The following is a 25,105-nucleotide window of genomic DNA, read 5'->3' on the forward strand; positions in this document are numbered from 1 at the left end:
TTAAGCGCTCCCTTTTACTCGTTGGCGGAGTATTTGCAAATCTTGATAACGAGTATAGATGTCTTCACGATTGGCCGCGGCGCGTTTGTCTCGTAATGTTTCTAATTGCTTAAGCAATACTGGCAGCGGTGGTCCACTGGCGGTGACTTTGTCCATGTGTTGCTGTGCCAAACGCTGTGAAGGATGGGCGATGTATTTACTCACCAATTGGTTGTGATGTTGGATGGCCGTATCCCCGTGCAATTTACACACTTGCATAAACAAGGTGGCCGTTTCTTCAAACCAACTTCCCGTATGACCATTTTCGGCTTCAGCAAGCAGCGCATCAAACAAATTAGGCAAACGCATACACTCGCGAAGTGTCGCTTGATCTTCCGGCATCATGTACAAAAATTTATCAACGAGCATTTGGCCATACTGCACATCGTTGGCTTGGCATAAGCCCAGCATCAGGTCGATAACGTTAATACCAGCAAAATCGCCTGCATTTGCACCCCGGTAAATCTCTTTACCAACACGGTAAGGCTTGTAATACGGTCGAACTTGATAAAAAAACGCGTCGGTGTCTAATTCCGTATACAAAATTTGATTTGATTCAATGACATCGAGCAGCGCTCGTTTTACTTCTGTCAGTAAAATCGGTGTCATTGGATGTGAAATGCCGAGGGCGTGAATTTTTATCAACGATTCCGCGGCTCGTTTATACGCCAAAATGCCGCGCGTGTTGTAATCAATAAACAGCTTCTCCGCATGAAGATTGGTGAAACGCTTATACACCCCACTCACCGCTTTATTGTGAGTGGTTAAATGTGCGGTTGCAAAGCGAGGTGTAACCCCAATGGATGCACCTATGTGCATGGCAAGGGCCGACGCCTCTTGTAAAGGCGAAATGACCTCGCGACTCGGTTCTGTAATTTCATGGCGACGACATGCCGCCATAAATAACCCTACATTCCCAAGTAAATCAAAGGCATTTTCGAAGCCTTCATCGGTGTTGCCCTCAGCAAGCAATTTGATGATAAACGCATTGCCTTGCGTGGTAAGCGTTTGCTTAAAGTCTTCACCTACATCGGCGACATTCGCTTTATCCTCTTGCTGCCAATACAACGCTTCAAGTTGATCATTCAACTCTACAAAGTCATGTCGGATCCACTGGTCAAATTCTGTTGATAACGTACTCATTTTATTCTCTATTTTCACGACGTCTGACACTCAAGTTACAGTGCCCCATAGTCAACAGCTTAACAAAGCTCCTCGAAATAAAATTCGTAAAATAAAGTTGATTTACACCACTTATTAGCAACAATAAGTAAATTAGGATAAAAAAATAGTGAAATCCACTCAAATGTCACCGCTTGATAAGAAAGACAAAGAAGTCTTACGTGCACTTCAGAATAATGCGCGCATGTCCAACAGCGCCCTAGCTGAACACGTTAGTTTATCTGACACCCCTTGCCTACGACGCGTTAAAAAATTGCAGTCGGACGGCGTTATAGAGGGTTACCACGCCAAGCTTAATGCAAAATCCCTCGGCCTGAGTGTATTGGTCTACGCGTTTGTTCGCTTGTCTGAAAACTCGGCGGTTGCGGCGAGTCAATTTGAATCCCATGTTGAATCACTTGCGCACGTGTTGAGCTGTTCAGTCATCTCTGGGAGCTACGATTATTTGTTGGAAGTGGTCGCAGAGGACCTAGAGCACTATGAGTTTTTTCTAAAACACAAGCTAGCTACGCAGCACCATGTTGCAGCGGTTGAATCAACAATAGTGCTAAAACAAACATTTAGTAGACGCTCACTGCCAATTTAAGGCTATACTAAAGTCACTCGTGACAACCAAGGAAAGATGTAGAAACGTCGTGCTTACTCTTCAATCTCGATGGCAAAAAGCCACGCTATACCTTTTATTTTTGGTTGCCTATGTGGTCAGTGGACATGCGCTCCTGTTTTTTACGGTCCAATCGCAAGTGTTGCCCATTTGGTTACCCGCGGGCATAGCGCTTACGGGGACTTACGTTTGTGGATTGCGTTTTCTACCCGGAGTCTTTCTCGCCTCCGCAATATTTAATTGGAGTGTCTCACAAACTGGTGCATTGCTCGCATTTTCATGGCTCAAAGTTGCTGAAATTAGCCTTATCGCTACCGGTGCCATGCTCCAAGCACTTGTAGGTGGACTACTCCTGCGCAATTGGTTGGGTAACCCCTTATTTCCCAAATCCCGCATTCACGCGTTTTACGTTATCGGTATTGTCGGCATTGTCGTCAACTTAATTTCATCCAATGTTGGTGTCGCGTCATTAAGCTTGTTTAATCCTCATTACAGTCCAGAAAATCACTGGACGAACATGCTATTTTGGTGGCTAGGCGACAGTTTAGGGGTTATTTTAATTACACCGATTATCATGGTGTTAGTGCAACCTTGGTTAAAAAACGTGGCGCATAAACCACGCTCTTGGTCGGCTGTCATTGGTAGCATGGCGTTGATCTGCTCCGTTGCGGCCACAACCTATATGTACACCAAAAACAACCAACATAACGCAACTCAGGTTGCCGACAGAGAAGCACAAGTCGTTGAAACGATTCTCCATCGCCACTTAGGTAGAACACTTTTAGCCGCCTACGATTTATCTGCGGTTATCTACCAAGACCCACATTTAACGTTGCCAGAATTCAAGCTCGCGGCAGCAAAACTGCGCCGCCAACACCCATTCATTAAAGCCTTGTCTTGGAATGTGGCGGTTGCACCTGCCGATGTTGATGCCTTCAACAAACGTTTGCAGTCACTGTATGGCAATGATGTCGCCATCAAAGGCGCTCCGCTAAGTGAAAATGACCCAAGAGTGGTGGTCACGTATATTCTTCCTGAAGCGGATAACCGCAATGCCCTTGGTTTTAATGTGTATTCTCGTCCAGATCGAAAATCCGCGCTCATTGCCGCTGAGTTATCGAATACGCCTCAAGCCTCAGGGATCCTTCAGCTGGTTCAATCCAGTAATGACCAACCGGCTTACTTGCTGTTTGCGCCAGTTTACTCATCCAAAATCGATACTAAAACGGGTAACCATCAAATCGGTGGATTTGCTACGATTGTTGTGGATGCGAAAACCATCGTTGAAGAGGCCATCACGCAAAGTAATGCACAGATGCTTAACGTGGCGCTGTACGAATCAGGGAAAACACTGCCGTTTTATCAGAATCGAGGGTCGGAGCAACCGTCTAGTTACCCATACACCAGAGAGCGCACGCTGTATTTTGCAGGGCAAACTTGGCGTATGGAACTCAGCTTACGGGATGAATTTATTTCGAATTTGAATCATCAGCAAACGTTAATGCTGATGATCCTGCAAATCTCTATCTGCAGTTTACTGTCGCTACTCATTTTACTTTTTGTTCGTCAAAGCGAGGCACTTAATCATTTAGTGGAAGTGAAAACACTATCCCTTGCCAAAGCCAAGCGTGAATCAGACGAAGCCAATCAGGCGAAAAGTCGCTTCTTAGCCAATATGAGCCATGAAATCCGCACGCCATTAAATGCGGTGATCGGGTTTGCCTCTTTGGCCAAAATTACCAAATCCAGTGATGAACTGCATACCTACATTGAACGGATTGGGCTTGCTGCAAAAACCTTACTGAACCTTGTGAATGACATTCTTGATATTTCCAAAATTGAATCAAACAAATTGGTATTGGAAGAACACGATTTTAATTTGAGTGACGTGTTATTGCGTTTAGACAGTATGTTTGCAACAGCCGCTCAGGAAAAAGGGCTAACGTGGCGCATCGAGCACTCGTTACCAAACGACTGCTGGCTCAGAGGTGATGTGCTGCGTCTCGAGCAAGTATTAATAAACCTGTGCAGCAATGCGATTAAGTTTACCTCTCGCGGCAAAGTAGTGGTGTCTGTCCAACATAAAATCGAAAAGCGCTATTTCAAGTTCGCAATTTCAGTTGCCGACACAGGTATTGGTATTGAACCCAGCAAACTCGAAGTCGTCTTTGCACCTTTTAGCCAAGCGGATTCTTCCACCTCTCGCAAATTTGGTGGAACGGGGCTCGGTTTAGCAATTTCAAGGGACTTATGTCGACTCATGGGTGGGGAGCTCAAAATCAACAGTGAATTTGGCGTAGGCACGACATTTAATCTTGAACTGAAACTTCCTGTCGGTAAAGCTCCCGCAACGCAAGTGGTCAACATCGACAATCAGGTGTTATCAAAACTGCATATTTTGGTTGCCGAAGACAATCCCGTGAATCAAGTCGTCATTAAAGCCATGCTGAATTCTTTCAACATTGAACCGACCATAGTTGAAAATGGTCAATTGGCAGTTAACTTAGTTGCGTTGGAACATTTTGATGTTGTGTTGATGGATTGCCAAATGCCAGTTATGGATGGCTACCAAGCAACCGCCCTAATCCGCGAACAAAAATCAAAAAGTACGCTGCCGATTGTCGCGCTCACCGCCGACGTCATGCCAGAACACAAAGCGCATGCCGAGGCGATTGGTTTTAATTTTCACCTCGCGAAACCTTTAGACAGAGACAAGCTCGGCGAGTTACTCATGAGACTGGCAACTTCATGACAAGAATGTGGTTGCTTCTATGGTTCATGAGCTCAGCAACTTTTGCCGAACCAAGCTGCTTACCTTCGCGTTTAAATGCTGAACAATTGGAAGCACAAATCCAAGAGGCGCCATACCGTTATGCTAACAACGAAGAGCCGCTTTTCGTGTCGTACCGCAACACGCCGTCTTTTTCGAGTTATGCCGCGCAAAGTAAACAAATTATCGCAACTCGTAACCCTCGCGGTACGTTACCTTGCCCTATTAGCACGCCAACAACACAATGGCTAATCAAACACAACCAGCTTATCCCACCCGTAACCGTCAACGATCTCGTCGCCCCTTTTGAACTTGAGCAACCCCGCTCTAAAAAAGTGGCACTACTTTTTCATGGATTAACCGATTCGCCGTTTAGCTTTCATGCAATTGCCCCTTTGCTCTGGGCACAAGGCTATACAGTACGCACTTTGCTGCTCCCTGGCCACGCAACCGCTCCTAGTGATTTACAGCAAGTCGACGCGACAGCGTGGTCGGAAATAACACAAGATGCGCTGCTTGATGCTCAAAAAGATTTTGAACAAGTATTGCTTATTGGGTATTCCACAGGCGCGGCGCTCGCGCTTGCCGCAGCATCAATTCAACCGAATAAAGTATCCGGTTTAGTGCTGATTGCGCCCGCATCGCAATCGCACAATAAATACAGCTATTTGGCACAGTGGCTTCAGTACGTACCGGGTCTTCGTTGGTTAGATGAAGCACCAGATCTTGACCCTTTTAAATACGAAAGTTTTCCCATGGCTGCCGCCGCGTTAGTCCATGAGGTCATGAATACGTTTTATCAACCCAACTTCAACCACGTCGCATTACGAAACATTCCCAAACTAACGCTACTTAGCGAGGTGGATACAACGATTGATAGTCATGCAACATTAGGCCTGTTAGCCCAATGGCATCATCCAAGTGATACCTTATTACTTTATGGAGAGCGGTCTTGGGCGCAATCTGTACTCGGGACAAAATACCAAATCGAGCAAGCTCGATGTATCGAAGGACCTTGCGCTGCGTTCAATGGAATGTCGCATATTGGCCTTTTACATCCACCCTCACACCCCTTTTACGGAAAAAATGGGATATATCGACACTGCGGAATTTATTTAAATGACCTGCAAAAGTATGCACTGTGTACGCTGGAACAAAATGCGGCCCGTGGTGAAACGACAATTGAAAACACGCAATCTAACCTGATATTTCAACGACTTACCTACAACCCTTACTATCATCAATTAGAACAAGTACTTGAACGCTTCGTTCGCACTTTGCCATAACTATTCCAATCCATAAGACTGAGCACATTCTTTTTTACTAATACTTTATAAGTGATCAGTCCACTTTATGCACTTTGCGCTGTTATAGTGCAAAAATGATCCAATTTAGTACGCTTAAGATTAAATATTCAGCAATATTTAAGAAAAATAGCGGTATAAATCAGAACATGAGCCAGATCATCTCAATGGCATGGTCTATGCTCTATATTTACGGCACGGCGCGAATATCGCGTCTCGTAATCAAAACACATACGGTAAAACTGGGGGAACCTTATGACACATAAATTGAACAAATCTGTTTTAGCACCAGAGCGTGAACTAACTCAACCTATTGACGATCACTTATTGAATGAAAGTGATAGCTACCGCGACGAAGTCTACGGTTTGCTAAGCCCAACAAAAGAGCAGAAACGTAAAGGTGAAGAACCAAAAGTTTTTGTCCTTGGCTATAACTAATCATAACCTCAGATGCGCATAGCAGCAGTTAATCATGCCTGCTGACAGTATGGATTGGTACTTTCCACCTCGTATACGCAACTTAGGTTAATACAATGACAATACTAAAGCGCTCACTCTGCAGTGGTGATAGAAAAATGCACTATTTCATTATATTGCCCCGCAGAGCGCTTGCAGCTTGTACAAACACTAAGCTTGTATTCTAATTTATAGACAGGCATGCTGTACGGAACATTCTTTATGTACGGCAGAAACTTCCCATGAAATATTCCCTTTTAATTATGGCTTTAGCGATGTCACTGAGTGCCTGTAACGACGTTAAATCCGACCATAACGCACCGGAAACCGTAAAAGAACAGCCAACACCCAAGCTTGAGCCGCTTAAGGAAGCTCAAGAAGCTCAAGAAGCTCAAGAAGCTCAAGAAGCTCAAGAAGCTCAAGAAGCTCAACCAAGTATCGATGTTGCGTCACTGAAACAACAGTTAAATTCTCTGACAGAAAATAAACAATGTACTTCTCAGGCGTCTTGTCAGGTAATACCTGTAGGAAAACGTGCCTGTGGCGGTCCATCAAGCTATCTCGTTTATTCAACGGATCATGCACCACAACAAGAGGTCGAGAAGCTCGCAAAAGCCATCACTGCGGCGGAAAATGCTAAAAATAAAAAAGAAATGACCATGAGCATTTGCGAACATCTTACGCAACCTTTGGTACAATGCGTCAATCAACAATGCACCACGGATGCATCCGCAAATCCGGCTTATTAGGAGCTTTTAATGATACGTCTACTTGGTACTCTCGGTCTCGTGTTCTTAGTGGGTTGCGAGTCCATTTCGGTTCCTTCTCTGAACAGCAGTAGCTTTAACAATAAAGACGTGAGTGGTTGTGATGGTAGTTTTCAATGTCACGTTATTGAACTTCCAATGGCTTCAAATTGCGCTTCTCCCTCTGGCTATCAAGTATACTCAACCAAAGCCTTAAGCGAATTAGAAGCCCAACAATACCAACAATGGGTCATGCAGCAACACGTAAAGCAACAAGCCGATACTCACACATGCCCAACGGTTTACCCAGTACAAGCCCTGTGTGTAAATAAAACCTGTGAAGCCATAACGTTAGGCAAATAACAGGGGACCTAATACCGCTAAAATGACAATGAGAATAGAGTACGCCGTAACGCGTATAATCAAATTAAGACGGATTTCTTCGTAACGCCAATTGAGGTAGATGAAACGTGCTAAATCCGTCGTAGCCATCCCAAACAGCGCAAAAATGAAGATATAGATCACTTGAAGAATTGGCATGGCACCTCAAACGTCTCTTTACACCAATGAATTGTATTCGGTAAGTACAATAAGGTGGCAAACCCGCCTATTGACGCCGTTTGGTTTCATTTCTAATTACAAAACCTAGCATACTCACCAACTCCCCCTTTCTATTACCATAATTCGCAGAATACGATAAAGCAAAGATTCTTTGCCTATGAACAGCCTTTAATCGGCATTCAACACCGTTTTCTGTGCATTCGCGACTTAACCTATCAGGGCTGGTAAAGGGAGAAATGAAGTAACAACGAGATGTGGCAGGAAAGGTTTTAAGCGCAGGCCCTATCAAAACATCGAAATGAAGATCCGCCACTAAAACACTCTCAATAACGGCCTTCTAATCATACTAACACGGTCAACACAGCGGTGTGTCTACCAAAAACAAAAAAGCCCCGATTAAATCGAGGCTTTTTTTAGCTCAAAAGTAAGATTACTTCTTCGCTTTTTTCTCTTTCTCAGCTGCGATTACCGCATCTGCCACGTTCATTGGACATGGCATGTAGTGTGAGAATTCCATAGAGAATTGACCACGGCCAGACGTGATAGTACGTAAGTGACCGATGTAACCAAACATCTCTGAAAGTGGAACTTCACCCTTGATACGGATACCCATTGCACCCGGCTCTTGGTCTTTGATCATACCACGACGACGGTTAAGGTCACCGATTACGTCACCTACGTTGTCTTCTGGTGTGAACACGTCAACTTTCATGATTGGCTCAAGAAGTTGTGCACCCGCTTTCGGGATTGATTGACGGAATGCGCCTTTAGCAGCGATTTCGAACGCGATAGCTGACGAGTCAACTGCGTGGAATGAACCGTCAAATAGTTCAACTTCGATGTCTAGAACTGGGAAGCCTGCAAGCACACCCTCGTTCATCATAGACTTGAAGCCTTTCTCAACTGCTGGCCAGAATTCCTTAGGAACGTTACCACCAACAACTGTAGACTTGAACACGAAGCCTGAACCAACTTCACCTGGCTTGATACGGTAATCGATCTTACCGAATTGACCAGAACCACCTGATTGCTTCTTATGCGTGTAGCTGTCTTCAACTGGCTTCGTGATAGTTTCACGGTAAGCAACCTGTGGAGCACCTACGTTCAATTCGATACCGAATGTACGCTTAAGGATGTCAACTTTGATGTCAAGGTGAAGTTCACCCATCCCTTTAAGGATAGTGTCACCCGTTTCTTCGTCTGTTTCAACTTGGAATGATGGATCTTCTGCAAGCATCTTACCTAGCGCGATACCTAGCTTCTCTGCAGCACCTTTGTCTTTTGGTGTTACAGCGATAGAGATTACCGGCGTTGGGAAGATCATTGGCTCAAGCGTACATTCGTGCTTAGGATCACATAGTGTGTGACCTGTTTGAACGTTCTTCATACCAACGATAGCGATGATGTCACCAGCTTGAGCTGATTCAAGCTCGTTACGGTCGTTTGCGTGCATTTCAACCATACGGCCAACACGCTCTGTTTTACCTGTAGCAGAGTTAAGGATTGTGTCACCTTTCTTCAGCTTACCAGAGTAGATACGTACGAACGTAAGTGCACCGAAACGGTCATCCATGATCTTGAACGCAAGCGCACGGAAAGGCTCGTCTACAGATACAGTAGCAACTGCGCCTGTTGGCTCACCAGTTTCTGGATCAGTTAGATCTTGTGGAGCAACTTCAGTTGGAGCTGGTAGGTACTCAACAACTGCGTCTAGTAGAAGTTGCATACCTTTGTTTTTGAACGCAGAACCACAGAACGTTGGGAAGAACGCTAGGTCACGTGTACCTTTACGGATACATGCTTTTAATTGCTCAACAGATGGAACTTCACCATCCATGTAAGCCATCATTAGTTCGTCGTCTTGCTCAACTGCAGACTCAACTAGCATTTCATGGTATTCGTCAACTTTGTCAACCATGTCTGCTGGTACGTCTTGAACTGTGTAGTTTTCAGGTTGACCTGAATCGTCCCATACGTATGCTTGCTTAGTTAGAACGTCAACAACACCGATGAATTGGTCTTCGATACCAATTGGAAGCGTCATAACAAGTGGGTTTGCGCCAAGTACTTTCTTAACTTGACCAACTACGCGGTAGAAATCCGCACCCATACGGTCTAGCTTGTTTACGAAGATTAGACGAGATACTTCTGCGTCGTTCGCGTAACGCCAGTTTGTTTCAGACTGAGGCTCAACACCACCAGAACCACAGAATACACCCACACCACCGTCAAGAACTTTAAGTGAACGGTATACTTCTACTGTGAAGTCAACGTGTCCCGGAGTGTCGATAACGTTAAAACGGTGATCTTTCCAGAAACAGGTAGTCGCTGCTGATTGGATCGTGATACCACGCTCAGCTTCTTGCTCCATGAAGTCCATGGTCGACGCGCCGTCGTGTACTTCGCCTAGCTTATGGATTTTACCAGTAAGCTTAAGAATACGTTCTGTTGTCGTGGTTTTACCAGCGTCAACGTGCGCGAAAATACCAATATTTCTGTATTTTGATAAATCTGCCATTGATGTGCTCTGTTTAAGTAGAAAAATTATTCGGCGGGAGTATATCACCTCTTGTAGCGAACATCATCCTTGAAACCGCTTAAAATGCGTGCAATTTGAGAAAATTTTTTTAGATGAATAAGTGTACAAGGAATTTTGGCGACATTTATGCCGCCAAAATTATCAATCTCCGTCAATTAAGTCGCCTAATGAGCCTAAAATTGAGCCTTCGCCTTGTCTTTGTCCACCCATTTGTGGCGCATGTTCAATGACTCGGTCAGCTAAACGTGAGAACGGTAAACTTTGGATCCAAACCTTTCCATGGCCAGATAACGTCGCTAAGAACAAACCTTCGCCACCAAAGAACATACTTTTAAGGCCTTTAACTCGTTCTATATCAAAGTCGATACCACCCGTAAAACCGACCACACAGCCTGTATCCACGCGCAATGTTTCACCTCGTAATTCTTTTTCGATGACCGTACCACCCGCATGTGCAAAGGCCATCCCATCACCTTGCAGGTGTTCGAGGATAAACCCTTCGCCACCAAAGAAACCGGCACCTAACTTACGCTGAAACGCAATGTCTACTTTCGTACCAAGTGCAGCACATAGGAATGAATCTTTTTGCAGATAGACCGATTGGCCTAACTGAGCCATATTGAGTGGCACAATTGTCCCTGGAAATGGAGCTGCAAATGCCGCGTGCTTTTTTCCCATGCCGCGATTGGTAAAATGCGTCATAAACAACGATTCGCCGCTGATCATGCGTTTACCCGCACTAAATAGCTTGCCCATAAACCCCTGATCGACGTCCGAACCATCACCCATTTTAGCTTCAAACTGGATCCCGTCTTCGATGTAGTTCATGGCGCCCGCTTCCGCAATTACGGCTTCACCTGGGTCGAGCTCAACCTCAACCATTTGCATTGATTCGCCGATAATTCGATAGTCAATTTCGTGGCATCTCATTTCTATTCTCCCATGCACATAACATTACGCTGTAAAAGATTGACGACCTATCCCGTTCAATGTGAGTAGCACGTCGAATCGTTCTTTCTTCCCATCTTGCCGAATTTCGTTTTGCTGTCCACGCTAAAACTGTAAGTAAGTGTGAGAAACACCACTAAAACCAAATAAACAAGCCGAGAATGAGCAACAACCCAAGCAAGGGTACTACCACAGTCAGCAGTGCCAGTGGCCAATACGCCGTCTCATGTTTCTCGTTGCAAATAGCCCGGATGGTTGTTACTACGTAGCCATTGTGAGGCAAGGTATCTAGCGCGCCTGAACTAATTGCAACGATACGGTGTAATTGTTCTGGTGACACGCCCGCATCAAGATAATGTGGTGCAACCAAAGGCAACGCAATCGCTTGTCCACCTGACGCCGAGCCGGTAAGCCCAGCAATAACACTGACGGCGATAGCTGCACCAACTAGCTCATGACCCGGCATGGTCATCATCACGCTCACCGCTTCTTGAAAAGCAGGTGAGAGTTTCGCAACAGAGCCAAATCCAACCACAGCTGCAGTATTACCTATCGCAACAAGGGCGCCTGTCGAGGCATAGCCAACGGCGTGATGTAGTCGGCTAAAATAGCGCCAATTGATAACCAGTAACGAGAGCACACCACCCAACAGCGCGACAATCAAAGCACTTTGCTTTAAGAGATCATGAAAGTAGTATGAGAGCCCCAACACCACAAACAAAGGAAGTAGCCCGGTTAGTGGATGAGGTAATGCACGATTTGTTGATTCAGGGTCACCATCGCGACTTTCAAAATGTTCTCCGTTCGCTTTCGCCTGTTTGATCATCCAATTCAACAACACATAGCCAAGCACCGCCATCACAATCGCAATGACAAGGCTCTCTTGCCACGCGGCGTAAGGCGACGTGCCGAGATATTGAATTGGGATCCAATTTTGGATTTCAGGGCTGCCAGCCGACGTCATGGTAAACGTCACTGAACCAAAGGCCAGTGTTGCGGGAATAAAACGACGCGGCAAATTAGCATCTTTGAACAGACTCAATGCCATGGGGTAAACGGAAAACGCGACGATAAAGACACTCACTCCGCCATAGGTCAATACCGCGCACGCAACAACAACTGCTAATACCGCGTACTGCATTCCCAACTTCGATACTATCCACCGTGCCACCGCATCCGCAGCGCCACATTCTTCCATTAACTTGCCAAACAAACTGCCTAGCAAAAACATCAAGAACCAAGCCTTTACGAAACTAGCAAAGCCACCCATATAGGCATCAATAAAGTTGACCTCTGACGTGATGGGAAAGACAGCAGTGTGACTCGTCAAGGCAACGAGCAGTGCGCAAAGTGGTGCCGAAATGAACAGATTAAATCCTCGTAGCGTGAGCCAGATGAGTGCAACAAGCGCGCCCAATAGTCCAATAAGACTTAACATAACCGTTCCTATTTCATTCTTTTTTCTCCTTTTATACGTTAAAAAAACGTAAATTACGAGACTTCAAAGCCTGCAGGTTGCTTAAAAGATCGGCAAGGTAATTCAATACCGGCAAAGGGTGACTGAAAAAACACACGAAAAGATTAAATGAGAATTATTTTCAAATAAGTATTGACTGCCAGCTTAATCTAACTGATAATCAATCTCAACAAGACAGGTAAGTAGTTGGCTTGTAACGACGATTCTGTTTCTCGACCCTGAAACACGTTGGCGAACGTTAAACGTATGGTCGAATATTAGAGGTAACAACGCCCCTTGAAGCCTCTTCTATTCAACCTCTTCACAATTTTACTTGCTACATTGCTCATATCGGTGACGGTAGATATGAAACAAAAAAGCCCGAAAGGGCTTTTTTTATTGCAACCGATCACGTCTACAATCGACCTAGCGGCGATTCTTACGCGCTCGAGCCAAGCGCATTTTCTTTTCTTCGGCTTTTGCCGCTTTCTTTGCTTCTGCTTCTTCCCGTTGCTGTTGCACCATGACTTCTTCTTCTTCGCGCATGGCTGGCGTTTCCATCGTGATACGCCCAATGACCGCATCACGCAGTTCATTGATCAAAATCTCTGAGAACTTATGTGTATCCACTTGAGCCCCACTACGTAGGCAACCACGCAGCTTGCCCGCTCGCTCAATAAACTCCCAATCACACTCTGGCAGTTCTTCCATCTTGTAGCGCGCTTTTAACAGCTCAGGGTACTCGGACAGCAGGTATTCAGCAGTAAAGCTTGCCACTTCTTCGTAGTTCATTGCGGTATCTCGCACCGCGCCGGTCGCCGCTAATCGATATCCTGAATTACCGTTTTCTACTTTTGGCCAAAGCATTCCAGGTGTGTCATACAGCATAATGCCATCTTCAAGTTTGATACGCTGCTGTGCTTTGGTAACCGCGGGTTCGTTACCCGTTTTTGCCACAATGCGTCCAGCCAGAATATTGATTAGGGTGGATTTACCCACATTCGGGATCCCCATAATCATGGCTTTGATCTGCTTGTCTGCACCTAATTTATGCGGCACGAGCTTCTTACACAGTTCGTTAATTTGATGCACTTCCGCAGCTTTTTCATGACCAAATGCCAGTGTTTTTACACCGGCTTCTTGTTCCAAATAAGCTTGCCATTGTGCTGTTTTCTCCGGATCTGCAAGATCCGCTTTGTTCAAAATTTTGATGACCGGCTTATCTCCGCGAAGCTCCGCAACCATAGGGTTTTCGCTACTGTAAGGAATTCGCGCATCTAACACTTCGATAATGACATCCATCTGCGGCATGATCTCTTTGATTTCATTGCGCGCTTTGTTCATGTGGCCAGGGAACCACTGAATAGTCTGTCTCGTCATTTAAATTTAAACCTTTATTAACTAAGTTCTTGGCAATACTAAGAAAAATGGCATTTCCAGTATTACGGCACTTGGATGGAATAAGGATAGTTTACTATAGAAGTGAAAAGAGATGAATGCCGCGTCCATTTTGACGCTATCAAAGAGTAAAAACACCAAACACGGGCGTAAGCCGTCACGGCAAAAAAAGATAAAAGAAAGGTGGGTTGGGTGAATAGACTCACCCAACGTCAAGGTATTCTATGCGCGCTGGCGTCGGCGGAGATACCATGCAAAAACAAAAGCCCCAACAATGATAACTATTCCGCCTACAGCGATTCTAATCAACATCGTTGGAAAGGTATTACTCAAAACATAGATATCCGGCTTGCCTGTTTGCCATACAGTCCAATAGGTCGCTAAATTGGATGCTAAAGCGTCATCATTGCCTGTTTCCAAGGCGATAATTGCGTCACCTGTCACCGGATTAATACGTACACTGCTATTCAAATAAGGTGATTTACCACCGTGACCAACAACGTAATCGCTATCGCTCGCTGGCGCAAACAACATGGTACCCGCGCCCCAGATTTCCAAACCTTGTACAGACGCCAGTGGCGCTCTCATAAAATGAAGTGTTTGGTCAGTCAACAAACGAGGGCCACTGGTTGAAACCACCGATGAAGGTAACTGCGCATTCGCAAATCGCACTAAATCATCCACGCTTGTATACAATCCCGTTGCCGCCAAAGAAGTGTAGTTCGGATAAAAGCGTATATTGCCATTTTCCGCAAAATACTCTGCGAGCGGCTGATTCTTATCGTGTTGGGCAAAGCTTGAGTTGGTCATTCCCAGAGGTTGAAATACCGCTTTGTCCATGTAGTCAGAAAAGGTTGTGCCCGACACTTCTTCAATAATTAATTGGATAAGGTTGTAGCTGCCACCGGAATACATCCACTTGCTACCCGGCTCCATCTCCACGCGAACCTTACCACTTTTACCTTCATCGGCATCTTTTGCGTGTGTTAGATGCTCTACTAAAGGTTGCACCGGTTCGCCAGGTGCAAACCCATTGTGTCCGAGTCCGTCTGTAATACCTGCTGTGTGGCTCAGTAGCAATTTTAAGGTCACTTTATTGTTGTCAAACTGGCTTGGTGGTAACTGCCAGCGCGTTAGATAAGTCGACACAGGCACCTCTAAATCCAACTTACCTTGTTCAACTAAGGTCATGACGCCGACCGCAGTAACCCACTTGCTGAGCGATGCCGCACCAAAACGAGTGTGCGCGTCCACGGGTTGTCCCTTCGAATCGTATTTCGAATGGACCACTTGACCTTTTTTCAATAGCGCCAGTGCAATATTACCTTTAAACGCTTTCGCCACCTCTTTATCGAGCGCCTGAGCAAAAGCATTGTCGTCACCATACGGGGCTATGGGCGTTAGACCCCAACCTTGAGTCGTTGCAAGAAAATTCAGCGTTCCCCATATCGCTAACACGCCAAGCGTGGAGAGACTCCACAACAGTGTTTTTTTCATCTTTGAGTTTCCTTATCTGATAACTGCACCGTCGGAAGACTGTCTTGAATCGTGTGCAGCCAATGAATAATTAATTCTTAACTTTTAATATTCATGTCATATAGGAATAACGAATTTAAACACGGATAGTCCAGAAATTCATCGTTACAAAATATGTAACAGGCTGACGGATTTTCTGTTTGAATGGGGTGTCGGATCACGACCCCCTTCAATTACGCGACCTGCATAGACCAAATTGATGAGGCTTCTCGCGATTGACTGCGTCGCTTGGTTTTGCTTGCGGCGAACAGGAAAATACCCGCAAAGACGACCCCAAAAACATCAACCCAAATCGAGTCTAACCAAGATACGGCGTAAGGGTTAGTGTACTGCACGAACATTGTTGCCAGTGGCAAACCTAAGCAACCAAGCGCTAACGCTTTTAGTCCAAAAACCGACGCTTTCCTTGCACCCAGCCAAAACGATAGCCCGATAAAGGCACCAAACGTGAGGTAGTAAATCCACAGATACAATTCATTCAATGCAAAGGCACTTTGTTGCAGGGCTTTACCCAATACAAGCGTAACCACGACCCCTAGCATCGACCCTAAACACACACCGATGGTCAATTTTGCCATAAAAAGCGTACTGCGTTTTTGCTCTCCGTCTTTACGAGTCCGTTTATCTAACCAAAGTAAATTGCCCGAATAGAAAAGAAACGCACCGAGTAACCCCATTAAGAAGTATCCCCAACGCCCCCAATTGCCACCATACGTCCCAAAGTGCAATGAGAAAAATGTTGCAACTGTATTGCCCCACGTGCCCGTTACGCCCTGAGGGAAACTCGAATTCTGAACGTCCAACGTATAAGGATGCATAAACAAATAATCCGTATCTGGACCTCGCACTAATGCACTTGGGTTTTCCATTTTAAGCGTCGCAAAAGGTGCTGGGCTGTTCAGTCGGTTGTAACTGACATGCACCGTAGTGTGTTGTCCGCTATAGGCATGAGCTTTTTCCAACAACAGCTCAAGCTTAGGAAGATCGTTAATATGATAAGGTTGCTCTGTTTTTGGTGGCATATTGAACAGCGGTTTATCCCCGTAAAACTTGCCCAGACCGTCATAGAGAAAATCGTGATACGCGAACACAAACACGCTAAACGCAATCACAATGTGAAACGGCAAACTCACGATTCCCACTAAATTGTGGCTATCGAGCCAAAGACGACTCGCCCCTTTTTCTTTACGCAGGGCAAAAAAGGTTTTGGTCAATGTGGGCAATAAAATCACAACCCCAGACACCAAAGCGAGAAAATACAGCAAAGCGGCGATACCCAACACGTACACACCCAGTTGGTCATGCCCTATTTCACCAAAAAGTCCACCACTACGATGCAGATAATCAATCAGATCGGCAAACTTGTTCTCCCCCGCAACATGCGTTGTCAGCTCTCCGTGTTCATTTAGAAAGGCATACGTTAATTGGTTATCCAAATTCATCCCTCTTGCGCCGCCTTGGCTATACCATGACAAGTAAGGGACCTCGTGGGCGATATCGAGTTCAAAGCCTTTCGCCATTGCCTGAGGATACGCTGCGATGGCTTTATCGATAAGTTGTTGCGGTGGCACCGCTGTCGCTGCCGCAAGTTCTGCAGGAATGGGGGCTATCCACGCCTGTAGCTGATGTTTAAACATCGTCAAACTACCCGCATAAAATCCGATGAACAATAATAGCCCCGCACAAATCCCAGTCCACGTATGGACACTTTGATAGGTGCGTAAAATTTCCGCTTTTACCTTCATGCCATGCTCCTTAGCAGAAAAAATACGCCATACAGTGCTAAAGTAGGTATCCCCAGAAGGAGCCACGCGCGCTTACCCGTTCGAAACACATACGTAGCTGAGAAAATAGAAAACCATAATGGCGCAATCATCCACATGTTAAATTGCACTTTGTCTTGTGCATCGATGCCTCCTGGGCCATACCAAGCAAACAATGCAATACACACATACGCCAATGCGAGCCCGAGCAGCATACCTGCTAAGGTTTTACTCAACCAATCCGCTTGAAAGGCTTGTACTTGACCTGACGTCTCCATTTACGGTTTTCCTTTGAATAACGACATGAGAGGGATAACCATGCAGGCAAGCATGGTGAACAACACCAGCAAAACGAGGCTAGCACTGAAGGTAAACTGCTGAAACAGCAATACTAACGCAGCAATTAAACAGCAAACGGCAGCAATGCGTGCCATCACTTTGGGCATCGATTTTTTGGCAAAACGCTGATGTTTATTACTCAAATAAATCAATATGCTCGCCACGGCGATTAAGATTACACAGGTTAACATATCCTTACTTTCTCGATAATAGTCCAACTCAAACAATGATAATGCAAATGAGAATCACAATCAATTGCGAATATTGCAACATTATGGTACGTTGCTGCCGCTTTATTTGCATTAACAAACTAGGAGTTTGGTCAAAATGGGTATATCAGGAAATAACAAACGTATCTTGCCGTTGTGTATTGCCGCAGCACTAACTGGGTCGAATTTCTATGCACACGCTGACGACGTCAACTTGCGCCAGTCCATGGAAAAAATCGTTGTCGTCGGTGAAAAAACCGAACGTACTCTCAAAGACACCGCCTCGTCGGTTGCGGTACTCGATGCATCGATTATCGACAGAGGACAACTGCTGTCGATGTCAGACGCTCTGTCTGAGGTCGCAAATATTGTGGTACTCACCGGCGCCGTTCCCGACATTCGAGGTGTATCAGGTAATGGATCCGCCACTGGCTTTAACTCGTTCAGCGGTGGTGCAAAGGCCCGTGTTACAACGCTAGTTGATGGCGTTAGCCAACCATTTGTTGCTGATCTGACGGGAGATACCGGCCTTTGGGACATCGAACAGGTTGAAGTGTATCGTGGCCCACAATCCACCAGCAATGGTCGAAACAGCATTGCCGGAGCAGTATACGTAAAAACGAAAGACCCAAGTTTTGATTGGGAAGGCGCACTGAGAGTTGGTTATCAAAACCAAGCAAGTCTTCTTGATACGGCTGCAGTGATTTCAGGCCCACTTATCGCTGATGAGCTGGCTTTTCGTCTCTCAAGTCAGCTTCTCGATGGGGATACGTACTCCAATCCTCCGGTGTTTGAAAGCAACCCAACCAACCGCAATTTAAACCAACTTCGCACTACCAATACACAATTGAAGTTACTTTATCAGCCAAAAGATCTTTCCGGTTTTTCTTCACAGCTCAGTTATCAACACTATGAAGAAAAAGGCAATACTGGCCGAAAATACTTTGCAGGTAGCGACCCGTTTGCCTATGAACCCTTGTTTCAACGGATCATGGACACCAAATCCGAAACGACGTCATTAAAAGTAGACTACCAAATTAACACCTCTCTCTCTTTAGATATTCTGGTGTCCTACATGGATTACCAATGGGGTTTTGAAGCCTATGAAATGGTCGCCGCACGTGAATCAGACGTCACCATGTTTGAGGATGATCTATCCATTGATACTAAGCTTAACTTCGGTCTTTCCAGCGATTTCTACAAAGGCTTTGTCGGTGTCGTCCACTATCAACGTGACCAATCATTCAATAGCCGAGGTGCGACGATTTATGATGGTGACGATACCAGTAAATCGAATGCAATCTATGGTGAAACTAGTATTAATGTTGGTAATGTTTGGACAGTGATTGGCGGCGTTCGTGTGGAGCGCGAACAACAGCAGCGCGATTTTATCATGCAGCAGCAAAACGGACCGCTCAATGCCACCCTCGATAACAGTAAAACCTTCGTTTTGCCAAAACTGGTGATCCAATATGATTTGAGTGACGCCACGAAAGTTTCACTGAGCGCGCGTCGTGGCTACAATGCGGGTGGTGGTGCAGTAAGTTTCGTCACGAACGAATATTATTACTACGATGCAGAATCGGTAAACACCTATGAGCTGAGTGCTCGCAGTGTGTTCAACAACGGAGACATCAACCTAAGCGCCAACCTGTTTTATAATAATTTCAATGACTACCAAGCCATGAGCAGCGCGCGCGTGATTAGTAACATCAAAAATGCCCATAGCGTTGGATTAGAATTGGATGCGCATGCGATGCTCGGTCGTAATTGGCAAGTTCACGGTGGGGTTGGGTTCATTCAATCCGAAATTGATGCGGCAGACGTCGGATTTGAAAGTACCGTAGGGAATGAACTCAATTCAGCCCCCGCGTTGACAGCCAACATCGGTGTCACACATTGGTTTAGCGACGCATTTTCGGTGAACATAAACACCCAATACGTTGGTGAATTTTTCGCCGACTTGCAAAATACGGAAGAACGTATTGCAGGTGACTATGTGCTTACTCGCGCCGCAATCACATACGAGCATGAACATTGGCAGCTGAACGCCTACCTGAACAACCTTTTTGATGAACACGGATATACCACTCGTGAACCCGCTAGCGCTCGCTATCCCGATGGATATGCTGCCGTTGTAAAACCAAGAACCTTCGGTATTTCGGCAACCTACCGCTATTAATACCGCAATGCCTACTCTGTCGAACGGAACGAGTAGGCAATCTTCATAACCGTTTCATTCTTTTGTTGCATCGATAGGGTATAATCCGCGCAAATTTTCCAAATGGCGATTTACCATGGCATTAAAAGCCACTATTTTAAAAGCACAGCTGTCTTTAAGTGATATGGACAGACATGTCTATCAAGACTGCACACTGACCATCGCACAACACCCGTCTGAAACAGAACAACGTGTCATGATCCGTATTCTAGCGTATGCATTACAGTTACAAGAGCGGCTCGAATTTACAAAAGGGTTATGTGAAGACGACGAGCCCGAAATTTGGGTAAAAAATTACAGTGACGAGATTGAGCTTTGGGTGGACTTGGGTTTACCTGATGAAAAACGAGTCAAGAAAGCGTGTAATCGAGCAAAACAGGTGGTGCTATATACCTATGGTGAAAACACCCAAGGTATTTGGTGGCAAAAAAACCAATCAAAACTAATGCAATTCGCAAACCTGTCAATCTATAGCTTACCGTTTGAAGCCACGTCGCAACTTGCAACAATGGCAGCACGTTCGATGGCGTTGACAGTGACCATTCAAGATGGCGAAATATGGGTTAGTAACGATAATCAAAGCGTACAGCTGTTACCGACTCAATTAAAATAAGGACTTCCATGCCAATCAAGCGTGTTGTCGTGCTCCATGGCCTTTATATGTCTGGTTTTGTCATGAAACCACTGTGCTTGAAACTAAATAAAGCAGGCTATGACATTCTTAATCTGAGTTACAATACGTTACATCCTGACCGCGAAAAGATATTTGCGCGTATTGATGACTACATTGGCGACACCTCTACCGCATTGGTCTGTCATTCCATGGGGGGACTCGTTGCGCGCGCGTATTTGCAACACGGTTCTTTCGCCTCATCCCATGTAAAAAAAGTCATCACCCTTGGCACACCTCATAAAGGCAGTGCCATTGCCAAGCATATGCATGACAAAGGGTTGGATATGCTCCTGAAAAATAGCCTCGAGTTTTTACTTAGTGAAAACCACGACTGGCCATTCAACGCCAAACTTTACAGTATTGCGGGTGATATTCCCTTTGGGCTTATGCCACTATTGCAGCGTGGAAGTCGTTCCGACGGCACTGTACTGGTTGATGAAACCAAGCTGGTCGGTATGGCAGAACACAAGGTATTTCACTTGAGCCACACGAGTCTTCTCTATTCTCGGCAGGTGATGGACTACGTCCAACAGATCCTCGAAAGCGATGACAAAAAAGGAAGTGAAAGGCGCGCGTGATGCCTGGGGAATTGCCTTTCACTTCATTTGAGCTCGAAGGATTAACACGTTAGTGATCGCCTTTCTCCGCCACTTTATAGGCAATAAAAGCTATTAAACCTGTGATAAGTGGTATTGGCGCAGCAATGTAACCAAACGCATCTGAATTCGCGAAACTCGCACCAGCTAAATGCCCGACTAGCCCAACGACAAACGCAAGAAGCGCAATCACTACCACAGTTAATTCAGCTTTATGTTGGCTGGATGTTTTTGCCTGCATCATAATTATTCTCCTGAATGCTAAAAAATATATTTCTACAACAAGGTATGAATTCATTATGCGCTTCTAGCGAGGCTAAAAATTGACCTAAATCAAGTAAAAAAGTCCCAAAATTCAATGACGATAAGAGACTTGTTACAGATCAAACAAACACCTCCTCACCCATTTTTTGCAACCAGTTTGGCAGGAAATATGCGTCCTGACATTCAACCGAATAAAACACCTTCCCATCGTGAATTTGTGCTTTTTTTAAACACTACGGTTGAAAAATATTGAAAAGACCCAAGACTTTATAAGAGCTCGCCAGCCTAGAGAAAGGCATGACTGGTTGGGCATTCTTTCTTTTGATTTATTTTTCAGATTAAAGCGATTGTTTTAATCCAATATACAAATCAATTGATTCGACCCATACTGTACCCATCAACGCATTAAGGAGTTACTTATGACAAACACGAATTCTATTGGCTTGGATGCACAAAAAAGCGCACAGTTGGTTGCATCATTAAACAAACTACTTAGCTGCTATCAAATTCAATATATGAACGCCCGTGGTTTTCATTGGAACATTAAGGGCCGTAATTTCTTTGAACTACACGTTAAATTTGAAGAAATTTATAATCTACTGCTGCTTAAAGTAGACGAAATTGCAGAACGTATTTTGACGATTGAAGGTCACCCTTTACACGCGTTTTCTGATTACTTGGAAAACAGTACCATCGCTGAAGCAAAAAACATTAGTGATGGGCAAGCCGCCGTTGAAAATCTGCTCGCAGGTTATTCCACATTGTTGACTATGCAAAGAGACATTCTGGAGCAAGCCGGTGAAGCAGGAGACGAGGGCACAGCCTCGTTAATGAGCGATTACATCAAAGAACAAGAGAAACTGGTTTGGATGCTGCGCGCTTATCTAAATTAACCCCGTCAGCGTGCTGTGCAGGCAACTAATCGTTGCCTGCCAACCACATTTCCTGTTTTTGGCACTCAGGACAACACGCTAAAAACGCTTCTAAAGAGTCATGAAAGACCACTGTCATTTGCGCACCTTTCCAAAGCCCCTCGAGTAACTGACGAGAGAGTGCGTTTGCACCGATGTAATCGATACGTTCGTATCCGCGCTGTTTTACACCCTCAAAATATTCTTGAACAACGGATTGGCTGTCTGCAGTGCTCAATTCGAAAAACTGCAAATCCGTCACAACTCGAGTTAACCTACCAGCAGGTACCGCCATAACTTGATTTGTCACGTCATACTGAAACTCAAGTACACCTTCACGATTGAATGCACCAATGGGCTGAATGAAGACAATCGAGTCGACAATTAAAATACGCCATTCACCATGCGCTGCAAACATACCTAAACCTCGTTACTGGCACTCGACGATAACAAATGAAGGAAAAACGCGAACTCCAGTGCTTTTTCCTCTAAGCTTTTAAAGCGGCCCGAGGCACCACCATGCCCGGCGTCCATGTCTGTCTTGAACACCAAGATATTGTCATCAGTCTTCATACTACGTAATTTTGCGACCCACTTCATGGGCTCCCAGTATTGCACCTGAGAATCGTGAAAACCTGTTGTTACTAAAATATTAGGATAGGCCATCGCTTGCAAATTATCATACGGCGAATACGCTAAAATCGTTTCGTAGGCTTGCGGCTCATTTGGATTGCCCCACTCTTCATATTCATTCGTCGTGAGCGGAATCGACTCATCTAACATAGTGGTCAGCACGTCTAAGAATGGCACATGTACACCCACCCCTAAATACGCGTTAGGAGCTTGATTGACAATTGCGCCCATCAATAGACCACCAGCACTGCCACCGGTTGCAAAAATCTTATCTTTCGCGCCGTAACCTTGTTCAACCAGTCCGTGCGTTACATCCACAAAGTCATTGAAGGTATTCTGTTTGTGGGCTAATTTTCCTTGTTCATACCAAGTTCGCCCCAGCATTTCAGACCCACGTATATGCGCAATCGCGTAGACAAAACCTCGGTTTAATAAACTGAGAATGCTGCTTGAAAATGTCGGGTCAATAGTTATCCCATACGCGCCATACCCGTATTGAAGTAGTGGATTGCTGCCATCTTTGTTGAATAAGGCTTTTTTATACACCAACGACACAGGAATGTCGGTCCCATCGCGACCTTTAATGTGCAGTCGTTCAGAGGCATACTCCGACGCATCAAAACCACCTAAAACTTGGTGTTGTTTGAGTAACGTTTTTTCACCCGTGTTCAAGCACACATCGTAAACCGTTGCTGGCGTTGTCAAGCTACTGTAGCTAATCCGTACATCTGTCTGACTGGACTCTGGATTTAAACCAAGTGACGCGTAAAAACACGCATCTTCAAATTGAATGGTGTATTGCGTGTCATGCCGACCATGAACCACAAAGCGAATTTGCCCTGCCTCGCGTTCTGTCAGCACAAAGTGTTCGTCGAATAATTCAATACCTTCCAACAACACCGACTCACGATGAGCAATACGCTCCTGCCACTGGTTTATATCACCGATGGTCGAATCCGTAGCCGTAAGTAGACGGAAATTTTTTGCGTTGTAATTGGATAAAATAAAATAGGTTTCACCTAATCTATCAAGACCAAACTCATGACCAGCCTGACGCGGGAACAATCGCTCTACCTTCGCCTTAGGATCATGCGCATCAAGGACTAATAGATCTGCAGTCTCCGTCGCACTGAGGTAAATGAAGATTAGGCTTTCATCACGACTTTTACCTAACCCCATGAAAAATTGGCGATCTTGTTCTTCGTAGACTAGTTCATCTTCTTGTTGAGCGGTTCCCAGGCGGTGACGATACACTTGATAGCCAAGCAGAGTTTGAATGTCTTTTTTGACGTAATAAACGGTTTTGTTGTCATGAGCCCAAACCAGTTCGCTTTCGGTTTCACGTAATACATCCGGTAACCATTCACCCGTCGTTAAATCTTTGAAATAGATATCGTAGATTCGTCGACTATCGGTATCTTGACTGTAGGCAAGCAGGTGTTCATTCGGGCTAATTGCAAGGTCACCCAAATCAAAATAGTCATGATCTTTCGCCAGTTCATTTGCATCGAGCAATAACTGCTTGTCCTGCATTTCGCGATTTGTTGCACGTGCATAGGTCGGATATTCATTGTCACCAGAGACCTCTCCGACATACCAATATTGACCATCTTTTACCGGTACAGATGAGTCATCTTTGACTATTCGAGCTTTGAGCTCTTCGAACAACGATTTACGCAATGCATCAACTGGTGCGAGTACGGCCTCACAATAGTGATTTTCTGCTTCAAGGTGTGCAATAACCTCCTCATTTTCTCGTTCGTCATCACGCATCCAATAATAATTATCGATGCGAGTATGGTCATGGTGCGTCATCGAATGAGGAACAATTTTAGCAATGGGGGCTTGGGGTTTTGAAACAGACAAGTGAATATCCTTTAGAGCAGCTGTACTGTAGGCAGTGTACCACAGCCAAAAGATTACAACAGCCGCATTTGCCACTCACAGCTCACCAATA

At 45.2% G+C, this 25,105-nt stretch carries 23 protein-coding genes; 10 read left to right on the plus strand and 13 right to left on the minus strand.

What is annotated here, in order from left to right; genetic code table 11:
- Nucleotides 1-1,182, minus strand: a complete 1,182-nt coding sequence (locus NI389_RS09735) for a PrnB family protein (protein WP_308359609.1) — start codon at nt 1,180-1,182, stop codon at nt 1-3.
- 163 nt (nt 1,183-1,345) lie between these two features.
- Between NI389_RS09735 and NI389_RS09740 the strand changes: the two genes are divergently transcribed.
- The 6 genes from NI389_RS09740 (at nt 1,346) to NI389_RS09765 (ending at nt 7,464) form a co-directional block, all read left to right on the plus strand.
- Nucleotides 1,346-1,807: an Lrp/AsnC family transcriptional regulator gene (locus tag NI389_RS09740; protein WP_308362537.1), complete on the plus strand. Its 462-nt coding sequence runs from the start codon at nt 1,346-1,348 to the stop codon at nt 1,805-1,807.
- 49 nt (nt 1,808-1,856) lie between these two features.
- A complete protein-coding gene (locus NI389_RS09745; protein WP_308359611.1) occupies nt 1,857-4,577 on the plus strand; it encodes a CHASE domain-containing protein in 2,721 nt (906 codons plus the stop codon).
- 26 nt (nt 4,578-4,603) lie between these two features.
- The gene (locus tag NI389_RS09750) at nt 4,604-5,881 is read left to right on the plus strand and encodes an alpha/beta hydrolase (protein WP_308359613.1); all 1,278 of its coding nucleotides are present in this window, start codon (nt 4,604-4,606) and stop codon (nt 5,879-5,881) included.
- Between the two features lie 273 nt (nt 5,882-6,154).
- Entirely contained in the window at nt 6,155-6,337 is a 183-nt protein-coding gene (locus NI389_RS09755; RefSeq protein WP_208841867.1) for a hypothetical protein, read from the plus strand.
- A gap of 260 nt (nt 6,338-6,597) precedes the next feature.
- On the plus strand, nt 6,598-7,104 hold the full coding sequence (locus NI389_RS09760; RefSeq protein ID WP_308359614.1) for a hypothetical protein: 507 nt from the start codon (nt 6,598-6,600) through the stop codon (nt 7,102-7,104).
- A gap of 9 nt (nt 7,105-7,113) precedes the next feature.
- On the plus strand, nt 7,114-7,464 hold the full coding sequence (locus NI389_RS09765; RefSeq protein WP_308359616.1) for a hypothetical protein: 351 nt from the start codon (nt 7,114-7,116) through the stop codon (nt 7,462-7,464).
- Here the strand turns inward: NI389_RS09765 and NI389_RS09770 are convergent.
- The 9 genes from NI389_RS09770 to NI389_RS09810 form a co-directional block, all read right to left on the minus strand.
- Nucleotides 7,453-7,641, minus strand: coding sequence for a hypothetical protein (locus NI389_RS09770; protein WP_208841870.1), 189 nt, complete (start codon nt 7,639-7,641; stop codon nt 7,453-7,455). The genes NI389_RS09765 and NI389_RS09770 overlap by 12 nt on opposite strands.
- A gap of 451 nt (nt 7,642-8,092) precedes the next feature.
- Nucleotides 8,093-10,180 carry an elongation factor G gene (gene fusA, locus NI389_RS09775; RefSeq protein ID WP_308359619.1) on the minus strand — a complete coding sequence of 696 codons (2,088 nt, stop codon included), beginning with the start codon at nt 10,178-10,180 and terminating at the stop codon, nt 8,093-8,095.
- A gap of 162 nt (nt 10,181-10,342) precedes the next feature.
- Nucleotides 10,343-11,137 (minus strand): TIGR00266 family protein, encoded by a 795-nt coding sequence (locus NI389_RS09780; protein WP_372588628.1) that lies wholly within the window; start codon nt 11,135-11,137, stop codon nt 10,343-10,345.
- Between the two features lie 148 nt (nt 11,138-11,285).
- Nucleotides 11,286-12,587, minus strand: a complete 1,302-nt coding sequence (locus NI389_RS09785; RefSeq protein WP_308359622.1) for a GntP family permease — start codon at nt 12,585-12,587, stop codon at nt 11,286-11,288.
- Nucleotides 12,588-13,031: 444 nt separating this feature from the next.
- Entirely contained in the window at nt 13,032-13,985 is a 954-nt protein-coding gene (gene ylqF, locus NI389_RS09790; protein WP_208841872.1) for a ribosome biogenesis GTPase YlqF, read from the minus strand.
- Nucleotides 13,986-14,225: 240 nt separating this feature from the next.
- The gene (locus tag NI389_RS09795; RefSeq protein WP_308359624.1) at nt 14,226-15,500 is read right to left on the minus strand and encodes a serine hydrolase; all 1,275 of its coding nucleotides are present in this window, start codon (nt 15,498-15,500) and stop codon (nt 14,226-14,228) included.
- 212 nt (nt 15,501-15,712) lie between these two features.
- Nucleotides 15,713-17,284, minus strand: coding sequence for a PepSY-associated TM helix domain-containing protein (locus NI389_RS09800; protein ID WP_308359626.1), 1,572 nt, complete (start codon nt 17,282-17,284; stop codon nt 15,713-15,715).
- On the minus strand, nt 17,281-17,580 hold the full coding sequence (locus NI389_RS09805) for a hypothetical protein (protein WP_308359628.1): 300 nt from the start codon (nt 17,578-17,580) through the stop codon (nt 17,281-17,283). The genes NI389_RS09800 and NI389_RS09805 overlap by 4 nt, the downstream gene beginning before the upstream one ends.
- The gene (locus NI389_RS09810; protein ID WP_308359629.1) at nt 17,581-17,832 is read right to left on the minus strand and encodes a hypothetical protein; all 252 of its coding nucleotides are present in this window, start codon (nt 17,830-17,832) and stop codon (nt 17,581-17,583) included.
- Between the two features lie 136 nt (nt 17,833-17,968).
- On the opposite strand from NI389_RS09810, the gene NI389_RS09815 reads away from it, so the two are divergent.
- From NI389_RS09815 to NI389_RS09825, 3 genes are all read left to right on the plus strand, one after another.
- Nucleotides 17,969-20,032, plus strand: coding sequence for a TonB-dependent receptor (locus tag NI389_RS09815; RefSeq protein ID WP_308359630.1), 2,064 nt, complete (start codon nt 17,969-17,971; stop codon nt 20,030-20,032).
- Nucleotides 20,033-20,147: 115 nt separating this feature from the next.
- The gene (locus NI389_RS09820) at nt 20,148-20,684 is read left to right on the plus strand and encodes a YaeQ family protein (protein ID WP_308359631.1); all 537 of its coding nucleotides are present in this window, start codon (nt 20,148-20,150) and stop codon (nt 20,682-20,684) included.
- 8 nt (nt 20,685-20,692) lie between these two features.
- The gene (locus NI389_RS09825; protein WP_308359632.1) at nt 20,693-21,322 is read left to right on the plus strand and encodes a lipase family alpha/beta hydrolase; all 630 of its coding nucleotides are present in this window, start codon (nt 20,693-20,695) and stop codon (nt 21,320-21,322) included.
- A 49-nt stretch (nt 21,323-21,371) separates the two neighbouring features.
- On the opposite strand, the gene NI389_RS09830 is transcribed toward NI389_RS09825, so the two are convergent.
- Complete coding sequence (locus NI389_RS09830) at nt 21,372-21,581, minus strand: hypothetical protein (RefSeq protein WP_308362538.1); 210 nt, start codon at nt 21,579-21,581, stop codon at nt 21,372-21,374.
- 442 nt (nt 21,582-22,023) lie between these two features.
- On the opposite strand from NI389_RS09830, the gene NI389_RS09835 reads away from it, so the two are divergent.
- Nucleotides 22,024-22,497 carry a Dps family protein gene (locus NI389_RS09835; protein WP_308359634.1) on the plus strand — a complete coding sequence of 158 codons (474 nt, stop codon included), beginning with the start codon at nt 22,024-22,026 and terminating at the stop codon, nt 22,495-22,497.
- Nucleotides 22,498-22,522: 25 nt separating this feature from the next.
- Here the strand turns inward: NI389_RS09835 and NI389_RS09840 are convergent, their stop codons facing one another.
- A complete protein-coding gene (locus tag NI389_RS09840; protein ID WP_308359636.1) occupies nt 22,523-22,933 on the minus strand; it encodes a hypothetical protein in 411 nt (136 codons plus the stop codon).
- Nucleotides 22,934-22,935: 2 nt separating this feature from the next.
- On the minus strand, nt 22,936-25,014 hold the full coding sequence (locus NI389_RS09845; protein WP_308359637.1) for a S9 family peptidase: 2,079 nt from the start codon (nt 25,012-25,014) through the stop codon (nt 22,936-22,938).
- Between the last annotated feature and the right edge of the window lie 91 nt (nt 25,015-25,105).

Source organism: Pseudoalteromonas xiamenensis (assembly GCF_030994125.1).
GTDB lineage: Bacteria > Pseudomonadota > Gammaproteobacteria > Enterobacterales > Alteromonadaceae > Pseudoalteromonas > Pseudoalteromonas xiamenensis_B.